This is a genomic window from Pseudomonas sp. MM227 (genome assembly GCF_947090715.1).
In the GTDB taxonomy this organism is placed as follows: domain Bacteria; phylum Pseudomonadota; class Gammaproteobacteria; order Pseudomonadales; family Pseudomonadaceae; genus Aquipseudomonas; species Aquipseudomonas baltica.
The window spans coordinates 1060520-1076797 of the sequence record NZ_OX352319.1 but is presented as its reverse complement, the minus strand read 5'-3'; the positions used below and the strand labels follow the sequence as shown (position 1 = coordinate 1076797).

General features: G+C 63.2%; 12 protein-coding genes. 4 read left to right on the top strand and 8 right to left on the bottom strand.

Annotated elements, in window-relative coordinates; translation table 11 throughout:
* Positions 1-237: 237 nt before the first annotated feature.
* The 4 genes from ONG87_RS04825 (at position 238) to ONG87_RS04810 (ending at position 7610) form a co-directional block, all read left to right on the top strand.
* Positions 238-1386, top strand: coding sequence for an efflux RND transporter periplasmic adaptor subunit (locus tag ONG87_RS04825; RefSeq protein WP_122479406.1), 1149 nt, complete (start codon positions 238-240; stop codon positions 1384-1386).
* A gap of 3 nt (positions 1387-1389) precedes the next feature.
* Positions 1390-4566, top strand: coding sequence for an efflux RND transporter permease subunit (locus tag ONG87_RS04820; RefSeq protein ID WP_122479407.1), 3177 nt, complete (start codon positions 1390-1392; stop codon positions 4564-4566).
* Positions 4563-6017, top strand: a complete 1455-nt coding sequence (locus tag ONG87_RS04815; protein ID WP_122479408.1) for an AdeC/AdeK/OprM family multidrug efflux complex outer membrane factor — start codon at positions 4563-4565, stop codon at positions 6015-6017. The genes ONG87_RS04820 and ONG87_RS04815 overlap by 4 nt, the downstream gene beginning before the upstream one ends.
* 327 nt (positions 6018-6344) lie before the next feature.
* Positions 6345-7610: an OprD family porin gene (locus ONG87_RS04810; protein ID WP_122479409.1), complete on the top strand. Its 1266-nt coding sequence runs from the start codon at positions 6345-6347 to the stop codon at positions 7608-7610.
* Between the two features lie 48 nt (positions 7611-7658).
* On the opposite strand, the gene pcaC is transcribed toward ONG87_RS04810, so the two are convergent.
* The 8 genes from pcaC to ONG87_RS04770 form a co-directional block, all read right to left on the bottom strand.
* Positions 7659-8051: a 4-carboxymuconolactone decarboxylase gene (gene pcaC / locus ONG87_RS04805; protein WP_122479410.1), complete on the bottom strand. Its 393-nt coding sequence runs from the start codon at positions 8049-8051 to the stop codon at positions 7659-7661.
* Positions 8052-8063: 12 nt separating this feature from the next.
* On the bottom strand, positions 8064-8852 hold the full coding sequence (pcaD, locus tag ONG87_RS04800; protein WP_264382308.1) for a 3-oxoadipate enol-lactonase: 789 nt from the start codon (positions 8850-8852) through the stop codon (positions 8064-8066).
* Between the two features lie 10 nt (positions 8853-8862).
* Positions 8863-10227, bottom strand: coding sequence for a 3-carboxy-cis,cis-muconate cycloisomerase (locus tag ONG87_RS04795; protein ID WP_264382307.1), 1365 nt, complete (start codon positions 10225-10227; stop codon positions 8863-8865).
* Between the two features lie 45 nt (positions 10228-10272).
* Positions 10273-11562, bottom strand: coding sequence for an MFS family transporter (locus tag ONG87_RS04790; RefSeq protein ID WP_122479412.1), 1290 nt, complete (start codon positions 11560-11562; stop codon positions 10273-10275).
* A 235-nt stretch (positions 11563-11797) separates the two neighbouring features.
* A complete protein-coding gene (gene pcaF / locus ONG87_RS04785; protein ID WP_264382306.1) occupies positions 11798-13003 on the bottom strand; it encodes a 3-oxoadipyl-CoA thiolase in 1206 nt (401 codons plus the stop codon).
* Positions 13000-13779: a CoA-transferase subunit beta gene (locus ONG87_RS04780; RefSeq protein WP_122479414.1), complete on the bottom strand. Its 780-nt coding sequence runs from the start codon at positions 13777-13779 to the stop codon at positions 13000-13002. Before ONG87_RS04780 ends, pcaF begins: the two co-directional genes overlap by 4 nt.
* On the bottom strand, positions 13776-14636 hold the full coding sequence (locus ONG87_RS04775; protein ID WP_192136989.1) for a CoA transferase subunit A: 861 nt from the start codon (positions 14634-14636) through the stop codon (positions 13776-13778). Before ONG87_RS04775 ends, ONG87_RS04780 begins: the two co-directional genes overlap by 4 nt.
* A 133-nt stretch (positions 14637-14769) precedes the next feature.
* On the bottom strand, positions 14770-16116 hold the full coding sequence (locus ONG87_RS04770) for an MFS transporter (protein WP_264382305.1): 1347 nt from the start codon (positions 16114-16116) through the stop codon (positions 14770-14772).
* Between the last annotated feature and the right edge of the window lie 162 nt (positions 16117-16278).

The following is a 16278-nucleotide window of genomic DNA, read 5'->3' as shown; positions in this document are numbered from 1 at the left end:
AATGCACGCGCGATGCGTAACGCAGCGCCTGCTCAGGCCGGGAATCCCTTTTGTGCGGGGCTTGTCCGGAATATCGATGGGTGCGCCGCAACGTCGCGGGCATCAGGCCATCAAGTTGTTTACAAACAACCACGAATGTAAGTATATTCGTTAGTAAGCTATTAATCCAGTCGTAACATTTTTTTACCTTTCCACTATTCTTGAGCCCTCCCCCGCGCTCACGACCCGAGGATCTTCATGCAATTCAAGCCAGTTGTTACCGCTCTGGTATCCGCCGTCGCCCTGGCAACCTTGCTCAGCGGCTGTGACAAAAAGGAAGAAGCAGCCCCGCAACAGGCTCAGCAAGCTCCTCAGGTCGGCGTGGTTACCCTGAAAACCCAACCCTACACATTGACCAGCGAACTGCCGGGCCGGACCACCGCGTACCGCGTGGCCGAAGTACGGCCGCAGGTCAACGGGATCATCCTCAAGCGTCTGTTCAAGGAAGGCACCGAGGTCAAGGCCGGGCAGCAGCTCTACCAGATCGACCCGTCGGTGTACGAGGCTACGCTGGGCAGCTCCCAGGCGACGCTTGAGTCGGCCAAGTCGCTGGCCGGGCGCTACAAGCAGCTGATCGACGAGCAAGCCGTCAGCCGCCAGGAATACGACAATGCACGCTCGCAGCAGCTGCAGGCAGAGGCCTCGGTGAAGAGCGCGCAGATCGACCTGCGCTACACCAAGGTGATGGCGCCGATCTCGGGCCGCATCGGCCGTTCCGACGTGACCGAAGGCGCACTGGTGACCAATGGCCAGACCAACGCCCTGGCGACCATCCAGCAACTGGACCCGATCTACGTCGACGTGACACAGTCGTCCGCCGAAATGCTGCGGCTGCGACGCGACCTCGACAGCGGCAAGCTGCAAAAGGCCGGCGACAACGCCGCCTCGGTCAAGCTGACCCTGGAAGATGGCAGCGAGTACGCCCAGGCCGGCAAGCTGGAGTTCTCCGAAGTGTCGGTCGATCAAGCCACAGGCTCGGTGACCCTGCGCGCCGTGTTCCCCAACCCGGAACACGTGCTGCTGCCCGGCATGTTCGTGCACGCCAAGCTGCAGGCCGGTGTGCGCAGCGAAGCCATCCTGGCGCCCCAGCAAGGCGTGACGCGTGACCTGAAGGGCACCCCGACCGCCTTGATCGTCAACAAGGACAACAAGGTCGAGCAGCGTCAGCTGGTGGCCAATCGCACCGATGGCGCCTATTGGGTGATCGAAAAGGGCCTTAACGCCGGCGATCGCTTGATCACCGAAGGTCTGCAATACGTCAAGCCGGGTGCCGATGTGACCGTCAAGGATGCTGGCAACCTGACTCCTGAACAGTCCGCCCCTGCCGCCAACGGCAAAGGTGAGTGATCGATGTCTAAATTCTTTATCGACCGACCCATTTTCGCCTGGGTACTTGCCCTGGTGATCATGCTGGTGGGTGGGCTGGCCATTCTCAAGCTGCCCATCAACCAATACCCGGCCATCGCGCCGACCGCCATCGACATCCAGGTCACCTACCCAGGTGCGTCCGCACAGACCGTGCAGGACACCGTGGTACAGATCATCGAGCAGCAGCTCAACGGTATCGACAACCTGCGTTACGTTTCCTCGGAGAGCAACTCCGACGGCAGCATGACCATCAGCGTGACCTTCAACCAGGGCACCAACCCCGACATCGCCCAGGTGCAGGTGCAGAACAAGCTCAACCTGGCCACCCCACTGTTGCCGCAGGAAGTGCAGCAACAGGGCCTGCGCGTGACCAAGTCGGTGAAGAACTTCCTGTTGGTGATCGGCCTGGTGGCCGAAGACGACACGCTGACCCGTGAAGACTTGTCCAACTACATCGTCTCCAACATCCAGGATCCGATCTCGCGGACCTCGGGCGTGGGCGACTTCCAGGTGTTCGGTTCGCAGTACGCCATGCGCATCTGGCTGGACCCGGCCAAGCTGAACAAGTATCAACTGACACCGGTGGAAATCAGCGCCGCGATCAGCGCGCAGAACGTGCAGATCGCTACCGGTCAGCTCGGCGGCCTGCCGGCCGTGCCTGGCACCCAGCTCAACGCCACCATCATCGGCAAGACCCGCCTGCAGACCGCCGAGCAGTTCGGCAACATTCTGCTCAAGGTCGACGCTGACGGTTCGCAGGTACGTCTCAAGGACGTTGCACGCATCGCCCTGGGCGGCCAGAGCTACAGCATCGACGCCCAGTTCAACGGCAAGCCGGCCTCGGGCATGGCGATCAAGCTGGCCTCGGGCGCCAACGCACTGGACACCGCCAAGGCGATCCGTGCCACCGTGGCCAACCTGGAGCCGTTCTTTCCGCCAGGCATGAAAGTGGTTTACCCGTATGACACCACGCCGACCGTGACCGAGTCGATTTCCGGCGTCGTGCACACGCTGATCGAAGCGATCGTGCTGGTGTTCCTGGTGATGTACCTGTTCCTGCAGAACTTCCGCGCCACGGTCATCACGACCATGACGGTACCGGTGGTACTGCTCGGCACCTTCGGCATCCTCGCCGCGTTCGGTTTCACCATCAATACCTTGACCATGTTCGGCATGATCCTGGCCATCGGACTATTGGTGGACGATGCGATCGTGGTGGTGGAGAACGTCGAGCGGGTCATGGCGGAGGAGCACCTGTCGCCCAAGGAGGCGACCAAGAAGTCCATGGAGCAGATCCAGGGCGCGCTTGTCGGTATCGCCATGGTGCTCTCGGCGGTACTGCTGCCGATGGCCTTCTTCGGCGGCTCCACCGGTGTGATCTACAAACAGTTCTCGATCACCATCGTTTCGGCCATGGCGCTGTCGGTACTGGTCGCGCTGATCTTCACCCCGGCATTGTGCGCCACCATGCTCAAGCCGATCGATCCGGAAAAACACGGCCAACCCAAGCGTGGGTTCTTCGGCTGGTTCAACCGAACCTTCGACCGCAGCGTGGTCAGCTACGAGAACGGCGTGAAGCGCATGGTCACGCACAAGCTGCCGGCGTTCATCGTTTATCTGATCATTTTCGCTGGCATGATCTTCCTGTTCACCCGCATCCCCTCGGCGTTCCTGCCTGAAGAAGACCAGGGCGTGATTTTCGCCCAGGTGCAGACGCCTGCAGGCTCCTCGGCCGAGCGGACGCAGAAGGTCATCGACGAGATGCGCACCTTCCTGCTGGATGGGGAAAACGGCGAAGGCGCCGGTGTGAAGTCGGTGTTCAGTGTCAACGGCTTCAACTTCGCCGGTCGTGGCCAGAGTTCGGGCCTGGCGTTCGTCATGCTCAAACCCTGGGGTGAGCGCGACGCCGAGACGACTGTGTTCAAGATCGCCGAGCGGGCGCAGAAGCATTTCGCCAGCTTCCGCGATGCCATGGTCTTCGCCGTGGTCCCGCCTTCGGTATTGGAACTGGGTAACGCATCGGGCTTCGACTTCTACCTGCAGGATCAGGGCGGGGTTGGCCACGAAAAACTGCTGGAGGCACGTAACCAGTTCCTCGGCATGGCCGCCCAGAGCAAGATCCTGGCGGGCGTGCGTCCCAACGGCCTGAACGACGAGCCGCAGTACCAGCTCACCGTGGATGACGAGAAGGCCAGTGCCCTGGGCATCACCTTGTCGACCATCAACCAGACCCTGTCCATCGCTTTGGGCGGTAGCTACGTCAACGACTTCATCGACCGCGGTCGGGTGAAGAAGGTCTATGTGCAGGGCGAAGCGGCAGCGCGGATGACCCCCGAAGACCTGAACAAGTGGTACGTGCGCAACGACTCCGGGACCATGGTGCCGCTGTCGGCCATCGCCACCGGTGAATGGATCTACGGTTCGCCCAAACTCTCGCGTTACAACGGCGTGGCGGCGATGGAGATCCTGGGTACGCCGGCACCGGGCTACAGCTCGGGTGATGCCATGGCCGAGGTCGAGGCGCTGGCGAAGAAACTGCCTGATGGCATCGGCTACTCGTTCACCGGCCTGTCGTACGAAGAACGTCTGTCCGGCTCGCAAGCCCCGGCGCTCTATGCGATCTCGCTGCTGTTCGTGTTCCTCTGTCTGGCAGCCCTGTACGAAAGCTGGTCGATCCCGATCGCGGTGCTCCTGGTGGTGCCGCTGGGTGTGATCGGTGCGCTGATCGCCACCAGCATGCGCGGCTTGTCCAACGACGTGTTCTTCCAGGTGGGCCTGTTGGTCACGGTAGGGTTGGCGGCGAAGAACGCCATTCTGATCGTCGAGTTCGCCAAGGAACTGCACGAACAGGGCAAGAGCCTGGTCGATGCAGCAGCCGAGGCATGCCGCATGCGTCTGCGGCCGATCATCATGACGTCCCTGGCGTTCATCCTCGGCGTTGTCCCGCTGGCGATTTCCAGCGGCGCAGGTTCGGGCAGCCAACATGCAATCGGTACCGGGGTGATCGGCGGTATGATCACCGCCACCGTCCTGGCAATCTTCTGGGTGCCGATGTTCTACGTGGCCGTGTCGTCGATGTTCAAGAGCAAATACGACAAGGAACACGAGAAGGACAAGGGCAACGACAAAGCCATTACACACGAAGAGGCTGGCCAATGAGCAAGTCACTGATATCCATCGCTGTCGCCGCCTTCGTGCTCGGCGGCTGCTCGATGATCCCCGAGTACCAGCAGCCTGCCCTGCCAGTGGCCGAGCAGTTTCCGCAAGGCGAGGCCTACGCGCCCGCCGATGCGGCCGAAGTGGCTGCGGCCGAGCAAGGCTGGCGGCAGTTCTTCACCGACCCGGCGCTCGAGCGCCTGGTGCAGGTGGCGCTGGAGAACAACCGCGACCTGCGCGTGGCGGCCCTGAACATCGAGGCCTACCGGGCGCAGTACCGCATCCAGCGCGCCGATCTGTTCCCGGCGATCAACGCCGACGGCACCGGTACGCGTCAGCGCACACCGGCCGACCTGTCGCAGCTTGGCGAGTCGGGCATCTCCAGCCAGTACGGGGTCACCCTGGGCGTCAGCGCCTATGAACTGGACCTGTGGGGCCGCATCCGCAGCCTCAACGAACAGGCGCTGCAGACCTACCTGTCCAGCGAAGAGGCACGTCGTTCCACCCAGATCAGCCTGGTGGCCAACGTGGCCAATGCCTACCTGACCTGGCAGGCCGACCAGGCGCTGCTGAAGCTGACCCAGGACACCCTGGGCGCGTTCGAGCAGAGCCTCAAGCTGACCAGCCGCAGCACCGAAGTGGGCGTGTCCTCGGCCCTGGACCTGAGCCAGGCGCGCACCGCGGTGGAAACCGCCCGCGTCAGTCTGGCCCGCTACCACCGCCAGGTGGCCCAGGACCGCAACAGCCTGACCATGCTGCTGGGCACGCGCATTCCGGTGGACCTGCCCGAAGCCCGTGGCCTGGATGCCGACCTGCTCAGCGAAGTACCTGCAGGCATGCCGTCGCAGCTGCTGACCCGGCGCCCGGACATCCTCGAAGCCGAGCACGCCTTGCTCGCTGCCAACGCCAACATCGGCGCGGCTCGCGCAGCGTTCTTCCCCAGCATCAGCCTGACCGCCAACGCCGGCACTTCGAGCCGCCAGTTGTCCGGCCTGTTCGACGCCGGTTCCGGCAGCTGGTTGTTCTCGCCCAGCATCAGCCTGCCGATCTTCAACGCCGGTGCGCTGCGTGCAAGCCTGGACTACTCGAAGATCCAGAAGGACATCAACATCGCCAACTACGAGAAGGTCATTCAAACGGCCTTCCAGGAAGTGTCCGACGGCCTCGCCGCACGCAAGACCTACAACGAGCAGTTGCAGGCCCAGCGTGACTCGGTACAGGCCAACCAGGATTACTACCGTCTGGCAGAGCGTCGCTATCGGATCGGTATCGACAGCAACCTGACCTTCCTCGATGCCCAGCGCTCGCTGTTCAGTGCCCAGCAATCGCTGATCACCGACCGGCTTTCGCAGCTGACCAGCGAGGTCAATCTGTACAAGGCCCTGGGTGGCGGCTGGTACGAGCGTACGGGCCAGGCCCAGTTGGCACAGCCAGCGCAGGCGCCGAAAAGCTGAAGCGCAACGTTGCAAGAAAAAACCACCGCCTGCGGTGGTTTTTTTATGCAGGTCAGGCGGCGACGTCGGCACGAACAGGGTAGCCCCTGAAGAAAATGTCACACGGGACTGGCCGAAAGTTCAATCTTGAGCAATAGTGGTCTGATGACCAGATAACTGACTTGTTATTAACCAGTTAGTTAGTGTTCGGTTATCGCACGTATTCCCGTGCGGTCGGTTGAATCGGGCGTCACCCCAACGCACCATCCGCGCAACACTTAGAAACATGCATGACCTGCTCGTACAAGCGTGCGTCAATCATAAAATCAATAACAATAGGTTTACCCCATGCGCCAGCACTTCCGTCGTTCACCCCGTCTGTTGCCCAACCTGATTGCGCTGACCGTTGCCACGGCCGCCCTGCCCTCCTTTGCGGCCGAGTCCGGCTTCCTGGAGGACGCCAAGGTAGGGCTGAACCTGCGCAACTTCTACTTCAACCGCAATCACACCAACCCGGCCTTCCCGCAGAGCAAGTCCGAGGAATGGACCCAAAGCTTCATTCTCGATGCCAAGTCCGGCTACACCCAAGGCATGGTCGGCTTCGGTGTGGACGTGCTGGGCATGTACTCGGTCAAGCTCGACGGCGGCCGTGGTACCTATGGCACGCAGTTGTTGCCTGTGCATGACGGCAATGACCCGGCCGACGATTTCGGTCGGTTGGGTGTGGCCGCCAAGGCCAAGATATCCAAGACCGTGCTCAAGGTCGGTGAATGGATGCCGGTGCTGCCTATCCTGCGCTCGGATGACGGGCGCTCGCTGCCGCAGACTTTCCAGGGCGGACAGGTCACCTCCCAGGAAATCGACGGCCTGACGCTATACGGCGGCCAGTTCCGCAAGAACAGCCCGCGCAACGACGCCAGCATGGAGGACATGTTCCTGCAGGGCCGCGCCGGCATCACTTCCGACCGCTTCAATTTCGTCGGTGGCGAGTACACCTTCAACGGCAAGAACACCCTGGTCGGCCTGTGGAATGCCGAGCTCAAGGACATCTACCAGCAGCAGTACCTGCAGATTCTCCACAGCCAGCCCTTGGGCGACTGGACCCTGGGTGCCAACCTGGGCTTCTTCCATGGCAAGGAGGACGGCAGCGCACGGGCCGGTGACCTGGACAACAAGACCTGGTCGGCGCTGCTGTCGGCCAAGTACGGCAGCAACACCTTCTATGTCGGTCTGCAGAAAGTCACCGGCGACAATGGCTGGATGCGCGTCAACGGCACCAGTGGCGGCACCCTGGCCAACGACAGCTACAACTCCAGCTACGAGAACGCCAAGGAGAAATCCTGGCAGTTGCGCCATGACTTCAACTTCGCCGGCGTGGGCGTACCGGGGCTGACCCTGATGAACCGCTACATCAGCGGCGACAATGTGCACACCGCCACCGTCACCGACGGCAAGGAATGGGGCCGCGAAACCGAACTGGCCTACACCGTGCAGTCGGGCACCTTCAAGAGCCTGAACATGCGCTGGCGCAACTCGACCATGCGCCGCGACTACAGCACCAGCGAGTTCGACGAAAACCGGGTGATCGTCAGCTATCCGCTGAGCATTCTGTAACTCTCGCGCCGGTGACGGGCATGCCGCCCGCACCGGCCCATTCGGGCGTCACTGGCGCGATTCGACGCCCAGCTCATCCCATACCGATTCGGCCAGGTGAAACGTCGCGTTGGCCGCTGGAATGCCACAATAGATGGCGCTCTGCATCAAGACTTCCTTGATCTCTTCACGGGTGACACCGTTGCTTGCCGCCGCACGCAAGTGCAGCTTGAGCTCGTCGTTGCGATTCATGCCGATCAGCATGGCGATGGTGACCAGGCTGCGGGTATGCCGCGGCAGGCCCGGACGGGTCCAGATATCGCCCCACGCATGGCGGGTGATCATCTCCTGGAACTCGCTGTTGAACTCGGTCAGGTTGTTCAGGCTGCGTTCCACGTGGGCATCGCCCAACACCGCTCGCCTGACTTTCAGGCCTTCTTCGTAGCGTTCTTTTTCGTCCATGGACGTGCTCCTTCAGCGCAACAGAAATTCGACGACGCGGGCACTGAAAGGCGCACCGACTTCAACGTTGGACAAATGCGCTGCGGCAAACTCGGCGTACTGCGCACCGGCCACCTGCTCGACGATGAATTGCGCGTCGGCGGGCGTGGTCACAGCGTCCTCGGTGCCTGCGATCACCAGCAGTGGTACCACGATAGCGCCCAACTGCTCGCGGAAATCGGCGTCGCGCACGGCCGCGCAGTTGGCGGCGTAGCCTTGGGGCGAAGTGGCCGCGAGCATGTCGGTGATGCGCCGGGTTTCGCCCGGGTTGGCTTCGGCGAACGCCGGGGTGAACCAGCGCGCGATGGAGGCGTCGCGCAGCGACTGCATGGCCGCCTCGCCCTGCCCAAGGACCATTTCGATCCGGGGGTTCCAGACGTCCTGGGTGCCAATTTTTGCCGCCGTGTTGCAGATCACCAGCTTGTGCAGGCGCTCGCCGGCGTTGATCCCCAGCCATTGGCCGATCAGGCCGCCCATGGACAGCCCGCAGAAATGCACCTTCTCCAGGTGCAGGGCATCGAGCAACGCCAGCACGTCGCCGCCCAGTTGCTCGACGGTATAGGTGCCAGGGGAGACCAGGGATTGGCCATGGCCACGGGTGTCGTAGCGCAGCACCTGGAAATGCTCGGTGAAGGCGGCCATCTGGCTGTCCCACATGTGCCGGTCGGTGCCCAGCGAGTTGGACAGAACCAGTACCGGCTTGTCCTCGGGGCCTTGCAGACTGTAATCGAGTTCGCCGTCGGCGAGTTGTACCTGTGCCACGCTCATCTCCTCACGCATTCAAAAGATCGTGTTCGGCGACCGCCCGTTCGACCCAGACCCGGGCCTGGCCCAGGTAATGCGAAGGGTCCAGCAGACGGTCCAGTTCATTGGCGTCCAAATGCTCGGTGACCTGCGGCTCGTCGCCGAGCACCGCGCGCAGATGCCGGCCCTGGGCGACGGCCTGTTTGCAGCACTGCTCCAGCACATGATGGGCGCGGTCGCGACCGATCCGCTGGGCCAGCACGATGCTCACAGCTTCGGCCAGCACCAGGCCGTGAGTCAGTTCCAGGTTCGCCAGCATGCGCCCATCGTCGACCTGCATGCCGTCGGCGATGGCCAGCGCCTGCTGCAGCGCGCCGGACACCAGGCAGCAGATCTCCGGCAGCGTTTCCCATTCGGCGTGCCACAGCCCCAGGCTGCGCTCGTGTTCCTGCGGCATCGCGCTGAACATCGTGGCCAGCAGGCCCGGCACCCGGGTGGCAGCGCCAATGAGCACCGCCGCACCGACCGGATTGCGCTTGTGCGGCATGGTCGAGGAACCGCCCTTTCCCGGTGCCGAAGGTTCGAAGACTTCCGCCGCCTCGGTCTGCATCAGCAGGCTGATATCACGCCCCAGCTTGCCCAGACTGCCGGCCAACAAGCCCAGCACCGAGGCCAGCTCGACCAGTCGGTCGCGTTGGGTATGCCAAGGCTGCTCGGGCAGATTCAGGTGCAGTTCCTCGGCCAGCGCCTGGGCCACCGGCATGGCTCGATCGCCGAGGGCGGCCAGGGTGCCCGAGGCACCGCCGAACTGCAGGCAGGCCAGCCGCGGCCTGAGCTCGCGCAGGCGCTGCCGGCTGCGGGTCAGGGCGCCGAGCCAGCCAGCGATCTTCATGCCCAGGGTGACGGGTGTGGCGTGTTGCAGCCAGGTTCGTCCGGGCATCACCGTGGCCGCATGGCGGCGAGCCTGCAGGCTCAGGGCGTCGGTCAGCAGGCGCAGGTCGGATTCGATCAGCTCAACTGCCGCCAGCAGCTGCAGGACCAGCCCGGTGTCCATGACATCCTGGCTGGTCGCCCCCAGATGCACGTAGCGCTCGGCCTCGGCGTCGGTGGCGGAAATGATCTTGCCGAGCATCTTGACCAAGGGGATGGCCGAGTTGCCAGCACTGGCAATGGCCTGCGCCAAGGCCTGGAAGTCGTATAGCTGGGCCTTGCACGCGGCCTCTATGGGAGCGACTGCCGCGCTGGGGATCACACCGACCCGCGCCTGGGCGCGAGCCAGCGCGGCTTCGAAATCGAGCATGCCCTGCACCCGGCCATGGTCGCAGAAGATCTGGCGCATGGCCGGGGCGGTGAAGTAGACATCGAACAACTGATTGTTCGGCGGTTGGTTCATGGAGCTCCCCTGCAAGGGCGCGCCAGCGATGGCGCGCCCCTGGGTTTAATGGTCGGTATGCAGGTACTTGGGCTGCTTGGGCAGACGCAGGCTGAACAGGAAGGCGATGGCCATCATCACCGTGACGTACCAGTAGAACGCGTTTTCGTTGCCCATGTTCTTCAGGTTCAAGGCGACGAATTCTGCAGAACCGCCAAACACCGCGTTGGCCACCGCGTAGGCCAGGCCGACGCCCAGGGCGCGCACTTGCGGCGGGAACATCTCGGCTTTGACCAGGCCACTGATCGAGGTGTAGAAGCTGACGATGGCCAGCGCCAGGGTGATCAGCACGAAGGCCAGGAACGGGCTGGTGACGGTCTTCAATGCCATGAGGATCGGCAGGGTGCACAAGGTACCGAGCCCGGCGAACCAGAGCATAGAGGTGCGTCGGCCGATGCGGTCGGCGAGCATGCCGAACAGCGGCTGCATGCACATGTACAGGAACAGCGCGCCGGTCATGATCAGGCTGGCGGTCTTGGCATGCATGCCTGCGGTATTGACCAGGTACTTCTGCATGTAGGTGGTGAAAGTGTAGAAAATCAGCGAGCCGCCGGCGGTGTAGCCCAATACGGTGATGAAGGCTGCGCTGTGATTCTTGAACAGCCCGGCGATGCTGCCGGCGTCCTTGTCGTTGCGCGTTTCGGCGGTGCTGGTTTCCTTCAGCGTACGGCGCAACAACAGCGAGATGATCGCGGCGACGGCACCGACGAAAAACGGAATGCGCCAGCCCCAGGCCCGCAGTTCCTGCTCGTCGAGAAACTGCTGAAGGATGACCACGGTCAGCACAGCCAGCAGTTGCCCGCCGATCAACGTCACGTATTGGAACGACGCGAAGAAACCACGCTGGCCACGCAGGGCGACTTCGGACATGTAGGTCGCCGTGGTGCCGTATTCACCGCCCACCGACAGACCCTGGAACAGCCGGGCCAGCAACAGGATGATCGGTGCCCAGACACCGATGGTGGCGTAGGTCGGCAGGCAGGCGATCACCAGCGAGCCAGCGCACATCATCAGCACCGAGATCATCATGGAGTTCTTGCGGCCATGCTTGTCGGCCACGCGGCCGAACAGCCAGCCACCGATCGGCCGCATCAGAAAGCCTGCGGCGAACACTCCGGCGGTGTTGACCAGTTGCACGGTTGGATCGTCGGAAGGAAAGAAGGCTGGGGCGAAATAAATGGCGCAGAAGGCGTAGACATAGAAGTCGAACCACTCCACCAGGTTGCCCGATGAAGCGCCGACGATCGCGAATATGCGCTTCTTGCGCTCCTCACCGGTGTAATGAACTGTTGTCATGTTTTAGTTCTCATTGAGGTCAGTAAAGGCTAGACATAACCTGTTACAACCTCAGGCACAAGTCAGGTGGCTGCTTGATACAGGGAAGATGGCTTGATGGCCTATTCGCGGGCAGAGCCCGCTCCCACAGGAGCCTGCTCCCACAAGAACATTTGATCTATGTGGGAGAGGGCTTTTCTGTGGGAGCGGGGCGGGCGGCGAGCCCTCTGCCCGCGAATAGGCCAGTGAAGCCCCCTCAAACCCGCTCGATCGCCAACGCCAGACCCTGCCCTACCCCCACACACATCGTCGCCAGCCCGCGCTTGCCGCCACTTTTTTCCAACTGATGCAGCGCGGTCAACACCAGCCGCGCCCCGCTCATGCCCAATGGGTGCCCCAAGGCAATCGCCCCGCCGTTGGGATTGACCTGCGCCGCGTCGTCCGCCAGCCCCAGCTCGCGCAGCACGGCCAGGCCCTGGCTGGCGAACGCTTCGTTAAGCTCGATCACGTCGAAGTCTTCGACCGTCAGGTTCAGGCGTTCCAGCAGCTTGCGCACTGCCGGTACCGGACCGACGCCCATCACCCGTGGCGCCACCCCGGCACTGGCCATGCCCAGCACCCGGCCACGGGCCGTCAGGCCATGCTTCTGCACTGCCTCGGCGCTGGCGAGAATCATGGCGGCGGCGCCGTCGTTGACACCCGAAGCATTGCCTGCGGTCACGCTCTTGTCGGCGCCGTTGACCGGCTTGAGCCTGGCCAGGGTTTCCAGGGTGGTATCGGCACGTGGATGCTCGTCCTGCTCGACCACGGTGTCGCCCTTCTTGCCGGGAATGCGCACCGGTACGATTTCCTCGGCGAAGAACCCCGCCGCCTGGGCGGTCGCGGTACGCTGCTGGCTGCGCACGGCGAAGGCGTCCTGGTCCTCACGGGAAACCCGGTAATCGTCCGCCACGTTGTCAGCGGTCTGCGGCATCGCATCGACGCCGTATCGGGCCTTCATCAGCGGGTTGATGAAGCGCCAACCGATGGTGGTGTCTTCCAGCTTCATGTTGCGGGAAAAACCGGCGTCGGCCTTGCCCATGACGAAGGGTGCGCGCGACATCGATTCAACACCACCGGCAATCGCCAGCTCCATCTCGCCACTGGCAATGGCGCGGAACGCCGTGCCCACCGCATCCATGCCCGAAGCACACAAGCGGTTGAGGGTCACGCCCGGCACGCCCTCGGGCAGGCCGGCCAGCAGCAGCGCCATGCGTGCGACGTTGCGGTTGTCTTCGCCCGCCTGATTGGCGCAGCCCATGAACACTTCGTTGACCTGCGCCCAATCCACCGTCGGGTTACGCTCGAGCAACGCCTTGATCGGCACGGCGGCGAGGTCGTCGGCACGCACGTTGGCCAAGCTGCCGCCAAAGCGACCGATGGGCGTACGTACCGCATCGCAAATGAATACGTCACGCATCATGCTTCTCCCGGCGCTTGGCCATGGGCGGCCGCGGTGCGTGCTTCCAGGGCGCGCAACGCCTCCAGTTCGGTGGTGTCGGGCTCGGCCGTGGTCTGCACGTCGTCGGCGAAGCGGACCTTCCAGCCGGTGGCAGCACTGATCTGCTCGCGGGTCACACCGGGGTGGATGGAGGTGACCACGAACTCGTTGGTGCCGGCTTCCGGTTCCATGATGCACAGGTCGGTGATGATCCCGACCGGGCCTTGGCCCGGCAGGCCCAGGCGCTTGCGCGAGTCGCCGCCGTCACCATGGCCCACCGACGTGAGAAAATCGAGCTTCTCGACGAAGCTGCGGTGCGACTGCTTGAGGATGATCAGCACGCTCTTGGCTGAACCGGCGATTTCAGGCGCTCCGCCAGCGCCCGGCAGGCGTACCTTGGGCTGATGATAGTCGCCCACCACGGTGGTGTTGATGTTGCCGAAACGGTCGACCTGGGCGGCGCCGAGGAAGCCGACGTCGATACGTCCACCCTGCAGCCAGTAGCGGAAGATCTCACCCGTCGGCACCACCGTGTCGGCGGTTTCTGCCAGTTCGCCATCGCCGATGGACAAGGGCAGCACGGTGGGTTTAGCGCCAATCGGACCGGATTCGTAGATCAGCACCACGTCCGGCGAGGAGGTCAGACGGGCCAGGTTGGCGGCCTTGGACGGCAGGCCGATGCCGACGAAGCACACCGCGCCGTTGCGCAAGCGCCGCGCAGCCGCGACGGTCATCATCTCGTTGGTGGAGTAAGTCATGGGGTCACCTGCGCTGCGCTGGCCAGTTTCGCCTGGTATTCGCTGAAGTTCTGGGTGCCACGGATGTAGGTGTCGATCCAGGCGGTAAAGGTCTGCCGGTCTCGCGCGATAGGGTCCCAGGCCTGGTAGAACACGTTGTCGCGCTCGGTGTAGCCGTGGGCGTAGGACGGATGTGCCCCACCCGGTACGTGGCAGACCGCAGTCAGTGCCCAGGTTGGCAGTACACAGGAGTTCATGGGGGCCTGCAGGTCGTCGACGATTTCTTCCACCGTGACGATGCAGCGCTTGGCGGCCAAGGCGGCCTCCTTCTGCACGCCGAGGATGCCCCACAGCAGCACGTTGCCCTTGCGGTCGGCTTTCTGCGCATGGATCACTGTGACGTCTGGACGGACCGAAGGCACAGCGGCCAGCACTTCGCCAGTGAACGGGCAGGTGACCGTTTTGATCAACGGGTTGACCTTGGGCAAGTCGGAGCCTGCGTAGGCCCGCAACACCGCGAACGGCAGGCCCGAGGCGCCGGCCACATAAGCATTGGCCAGGTCGGCATGGCTGTGCTCTTCGATCTCCAGCGCTTGCGGCCACTGCTTCTCGACTGCGTCGCGCAGTCGATGCAGCGAACCGACACCGGGGTTGCCGCCCCACGAGAAGATCAACTTGCGAGCGCAACCGGCGCCGATCAACTGATCGTAGATCAGGTCGGGGGTCATGCGCACCAGCGTAAGGTCTTTCTTGCCTTGACGAATGATCTCGTGACCTGCAGCGGTTGGAATCAGGTGGGTGAAGCCTTCGAGCGCGATGGTGTCGCCATCGTTGACGAATTGCTTCACCGCGTCGGTGAGCGACAGAATTGCAGCCATGTGGGCAGGACTCCTCGGTACTGTGAGCCATCTTGTTTGAATGAAGCTGGCATACAGGTTAGGGCGCCAGCCTCACACGAACAATCCGATTATCGACTATCTGTTCGATTATCGAACAGTACAGCGGCGTTCTTCAGGTAGCGTCGGCGTGGCTGACCCGGCTCTTGATCAACAAGGCCACGGTGGCCAGCACGGCGGGAACGACCAGCGCCGTCAGCACCTGTTCGAAATCCCAGCCCAGGCCGAGCAGTGTCGCGCCCATCCAGGCACCCAGGATTGCACCGAAACGGCCGATGCCCAGCATCCACGACACACCGGTAGCGCGCCCCTGTGTCGGATAGAACCGCGCGGCCAGCGACGGCATCGCCGACTGCGCACCGTTGACGCACATCCCGGCGATCAGCACCAACGTCGCCAGCACGGTGATGCTGCCCAGGCTTTGCCCTACCGCGTAGGCGAATACGCCAGCCAGCAGGTAGAACGTGGCAATGACCTTGTGCGGGTTGAACCGGTCCATCGCCCAACCCACGCCTACGGCACTCAGTACACCGCCGAACTGGAACAGCGCGCCGATGAAGGCGGCCTGCTCGAGGCTCGCGCCGCTGTCGCGCATCAGCGTCGGCAGCCAGCTGGTCAACAGGTAGACGATCACCAGACCCATGAAGTAGGTCAGCCACAGCAGCAAGGTGCCGGCACGGTAGGTGCCCGAAAAGATCACGGCGAGGACGTTGCTCGCTTTGACGGTTTTCTGTTCGGGAACGCTGAAACGCTCGGCCCGCGCCACTTGCTCAGGGTCTATCGGTGCAAGGGTACGACGGATTTTTTCCACGCTTTTGTTGCGTACCACCAGGTACCGCGCCGACTCGGGCAGCCAGACCATCAGCACCACCGCCAGCAGCAGCGGCAGCACACCGCCGAGCAACAGCAGGCTGTGCCAGCCGAAGGCAGGAATCAGCTTGGCGGACATGAACCCGCCACCGGCCATGCCCAGGTTGAAACCGCAGAACATGCTGGTCACCAACAGCGAACGAAAGCGTTCGGGGGTGTATTCGGACAACAGCGTGGTGGCGTTGGGCATACCTGCGCCCAGCCCCAAACCGGTGAGAAAGCGCAGGATCAGCAGTTGATCGACGTTGCTGCTGTAGGCCGATGCCAGGCTGAACCCGCCAAACACCAGCACCGCCCCAACCAGCACCAGTTTGCGCCCGAAGCGGTCGGCCAAGGGCCCGGAGCCCAGCGCGCCGAACACCATGCCAATCAGCGCGGCGCTCATCACCGGCCCGAGGCTGGCCCGGTCGATGCCCCACTCCTGCGACAGCGCGGGCGCGATGAAGCCCATGGCGGCGGTGTCCAGGCCATCGAGAAAGACGATCAGGAAACACAGGATGACCACGCGCCATTGGTAGCGCGACAGCGGTCGGTCGTTGATCAGGGTCTGCACATCCAGGCACACCCCTGCAGCGTTGGCAGGTCTGTTCATTATTGTTCTTGTCATTGTAGTTATTCGGGAAAGACGGGCACATCGACACATGCCTGAGCAGTCGATGCGATGGACATTAGTCAGCGCGCCCCGGCCCGGTCAATCGCGCACCTGCAGATGTGTGCGGTCACCGCACACTGCAATGCCCACGCTGGCCACGAT

Bases quoted from the DNA above. Each gene is read 5' to 3' on its own strand.
- pcaF (WP_264382306.1), bottom strand. From the start codon at position 13,003: ATGATGCGTGACGTATTCATTTGCGATGCGGTACGTACGCCCATCGGT.
- ONG87_RS04770 (WP_264382305.1), bottom strand. From the start codon at position 16,116: ATGAACAGACCTGCCAACGCTGCAGGGGTGTGCCTGGATGTGCAGACC.
- ONG87_RS04775 (WP_192136989.1), bottom strand. From the start codon at position 14,636: ATGGCTGCAATTCTGTCGCTCACCGACGCGGTGAAGCAATTCGTCAAC.
- pcaC (WP_122479410.1), bottom strand. From the start codon at position 8,051: ATGGACGAAAAAGAACGCTACGAAGAAGGCCTGAAAGTCAGGCGAGCG.
- ONG87_RS04810 (WP_122479409.1), top strand. From the start codon at position 6,345: ATGCGCCAGCACTTCCGTCGTTCACCCCGTCTGTTGCCCAACCTGATT.
- ONG87_RS04820 (WP_122479407.1), top strand. From the start codon at position 1,390: ATGTCTAAATTCTTTATCGACCGACCCATTTTCGCCTGGGTACTTGCC.
- ONG87_RS04825 (WP_122479406.1), top strand. From the start codon at position 238: ATGCAATTCAAGCCAGTTGTTACCGCTCTGGTATCCGCCGTCGCCCTG.
- ONG87_RS04780 (WP_122479414.1), bottom strand. From the start codon at position 13,779: ATGACTTACTCCACCAACGAGATGATGACCGTCGCGGCTGCGCGGCGC.
- ONG87_RS04815 (WP_122479408.1), top strand. From the start codon at position 4,563: ATGAGCAAGTCACTGATATCCATCGCTGTCGCCGCCTTCGTGCTCGGC.
- ONG87_RS04795 (WP_264382307.1), bottom strand. From the start codon at position 10,227: ATGAACCAACCGCCGAACAATCAGTTGTTCGATGTCTACTTCACCGCC.
- ONG87_RS04790 (WP_122479412.1), bottom strand. From the start codon at position 11,562: ATGACAACAGTTCATTACACCGGTGAGGAGCGCAAGAAGCGCATATTC.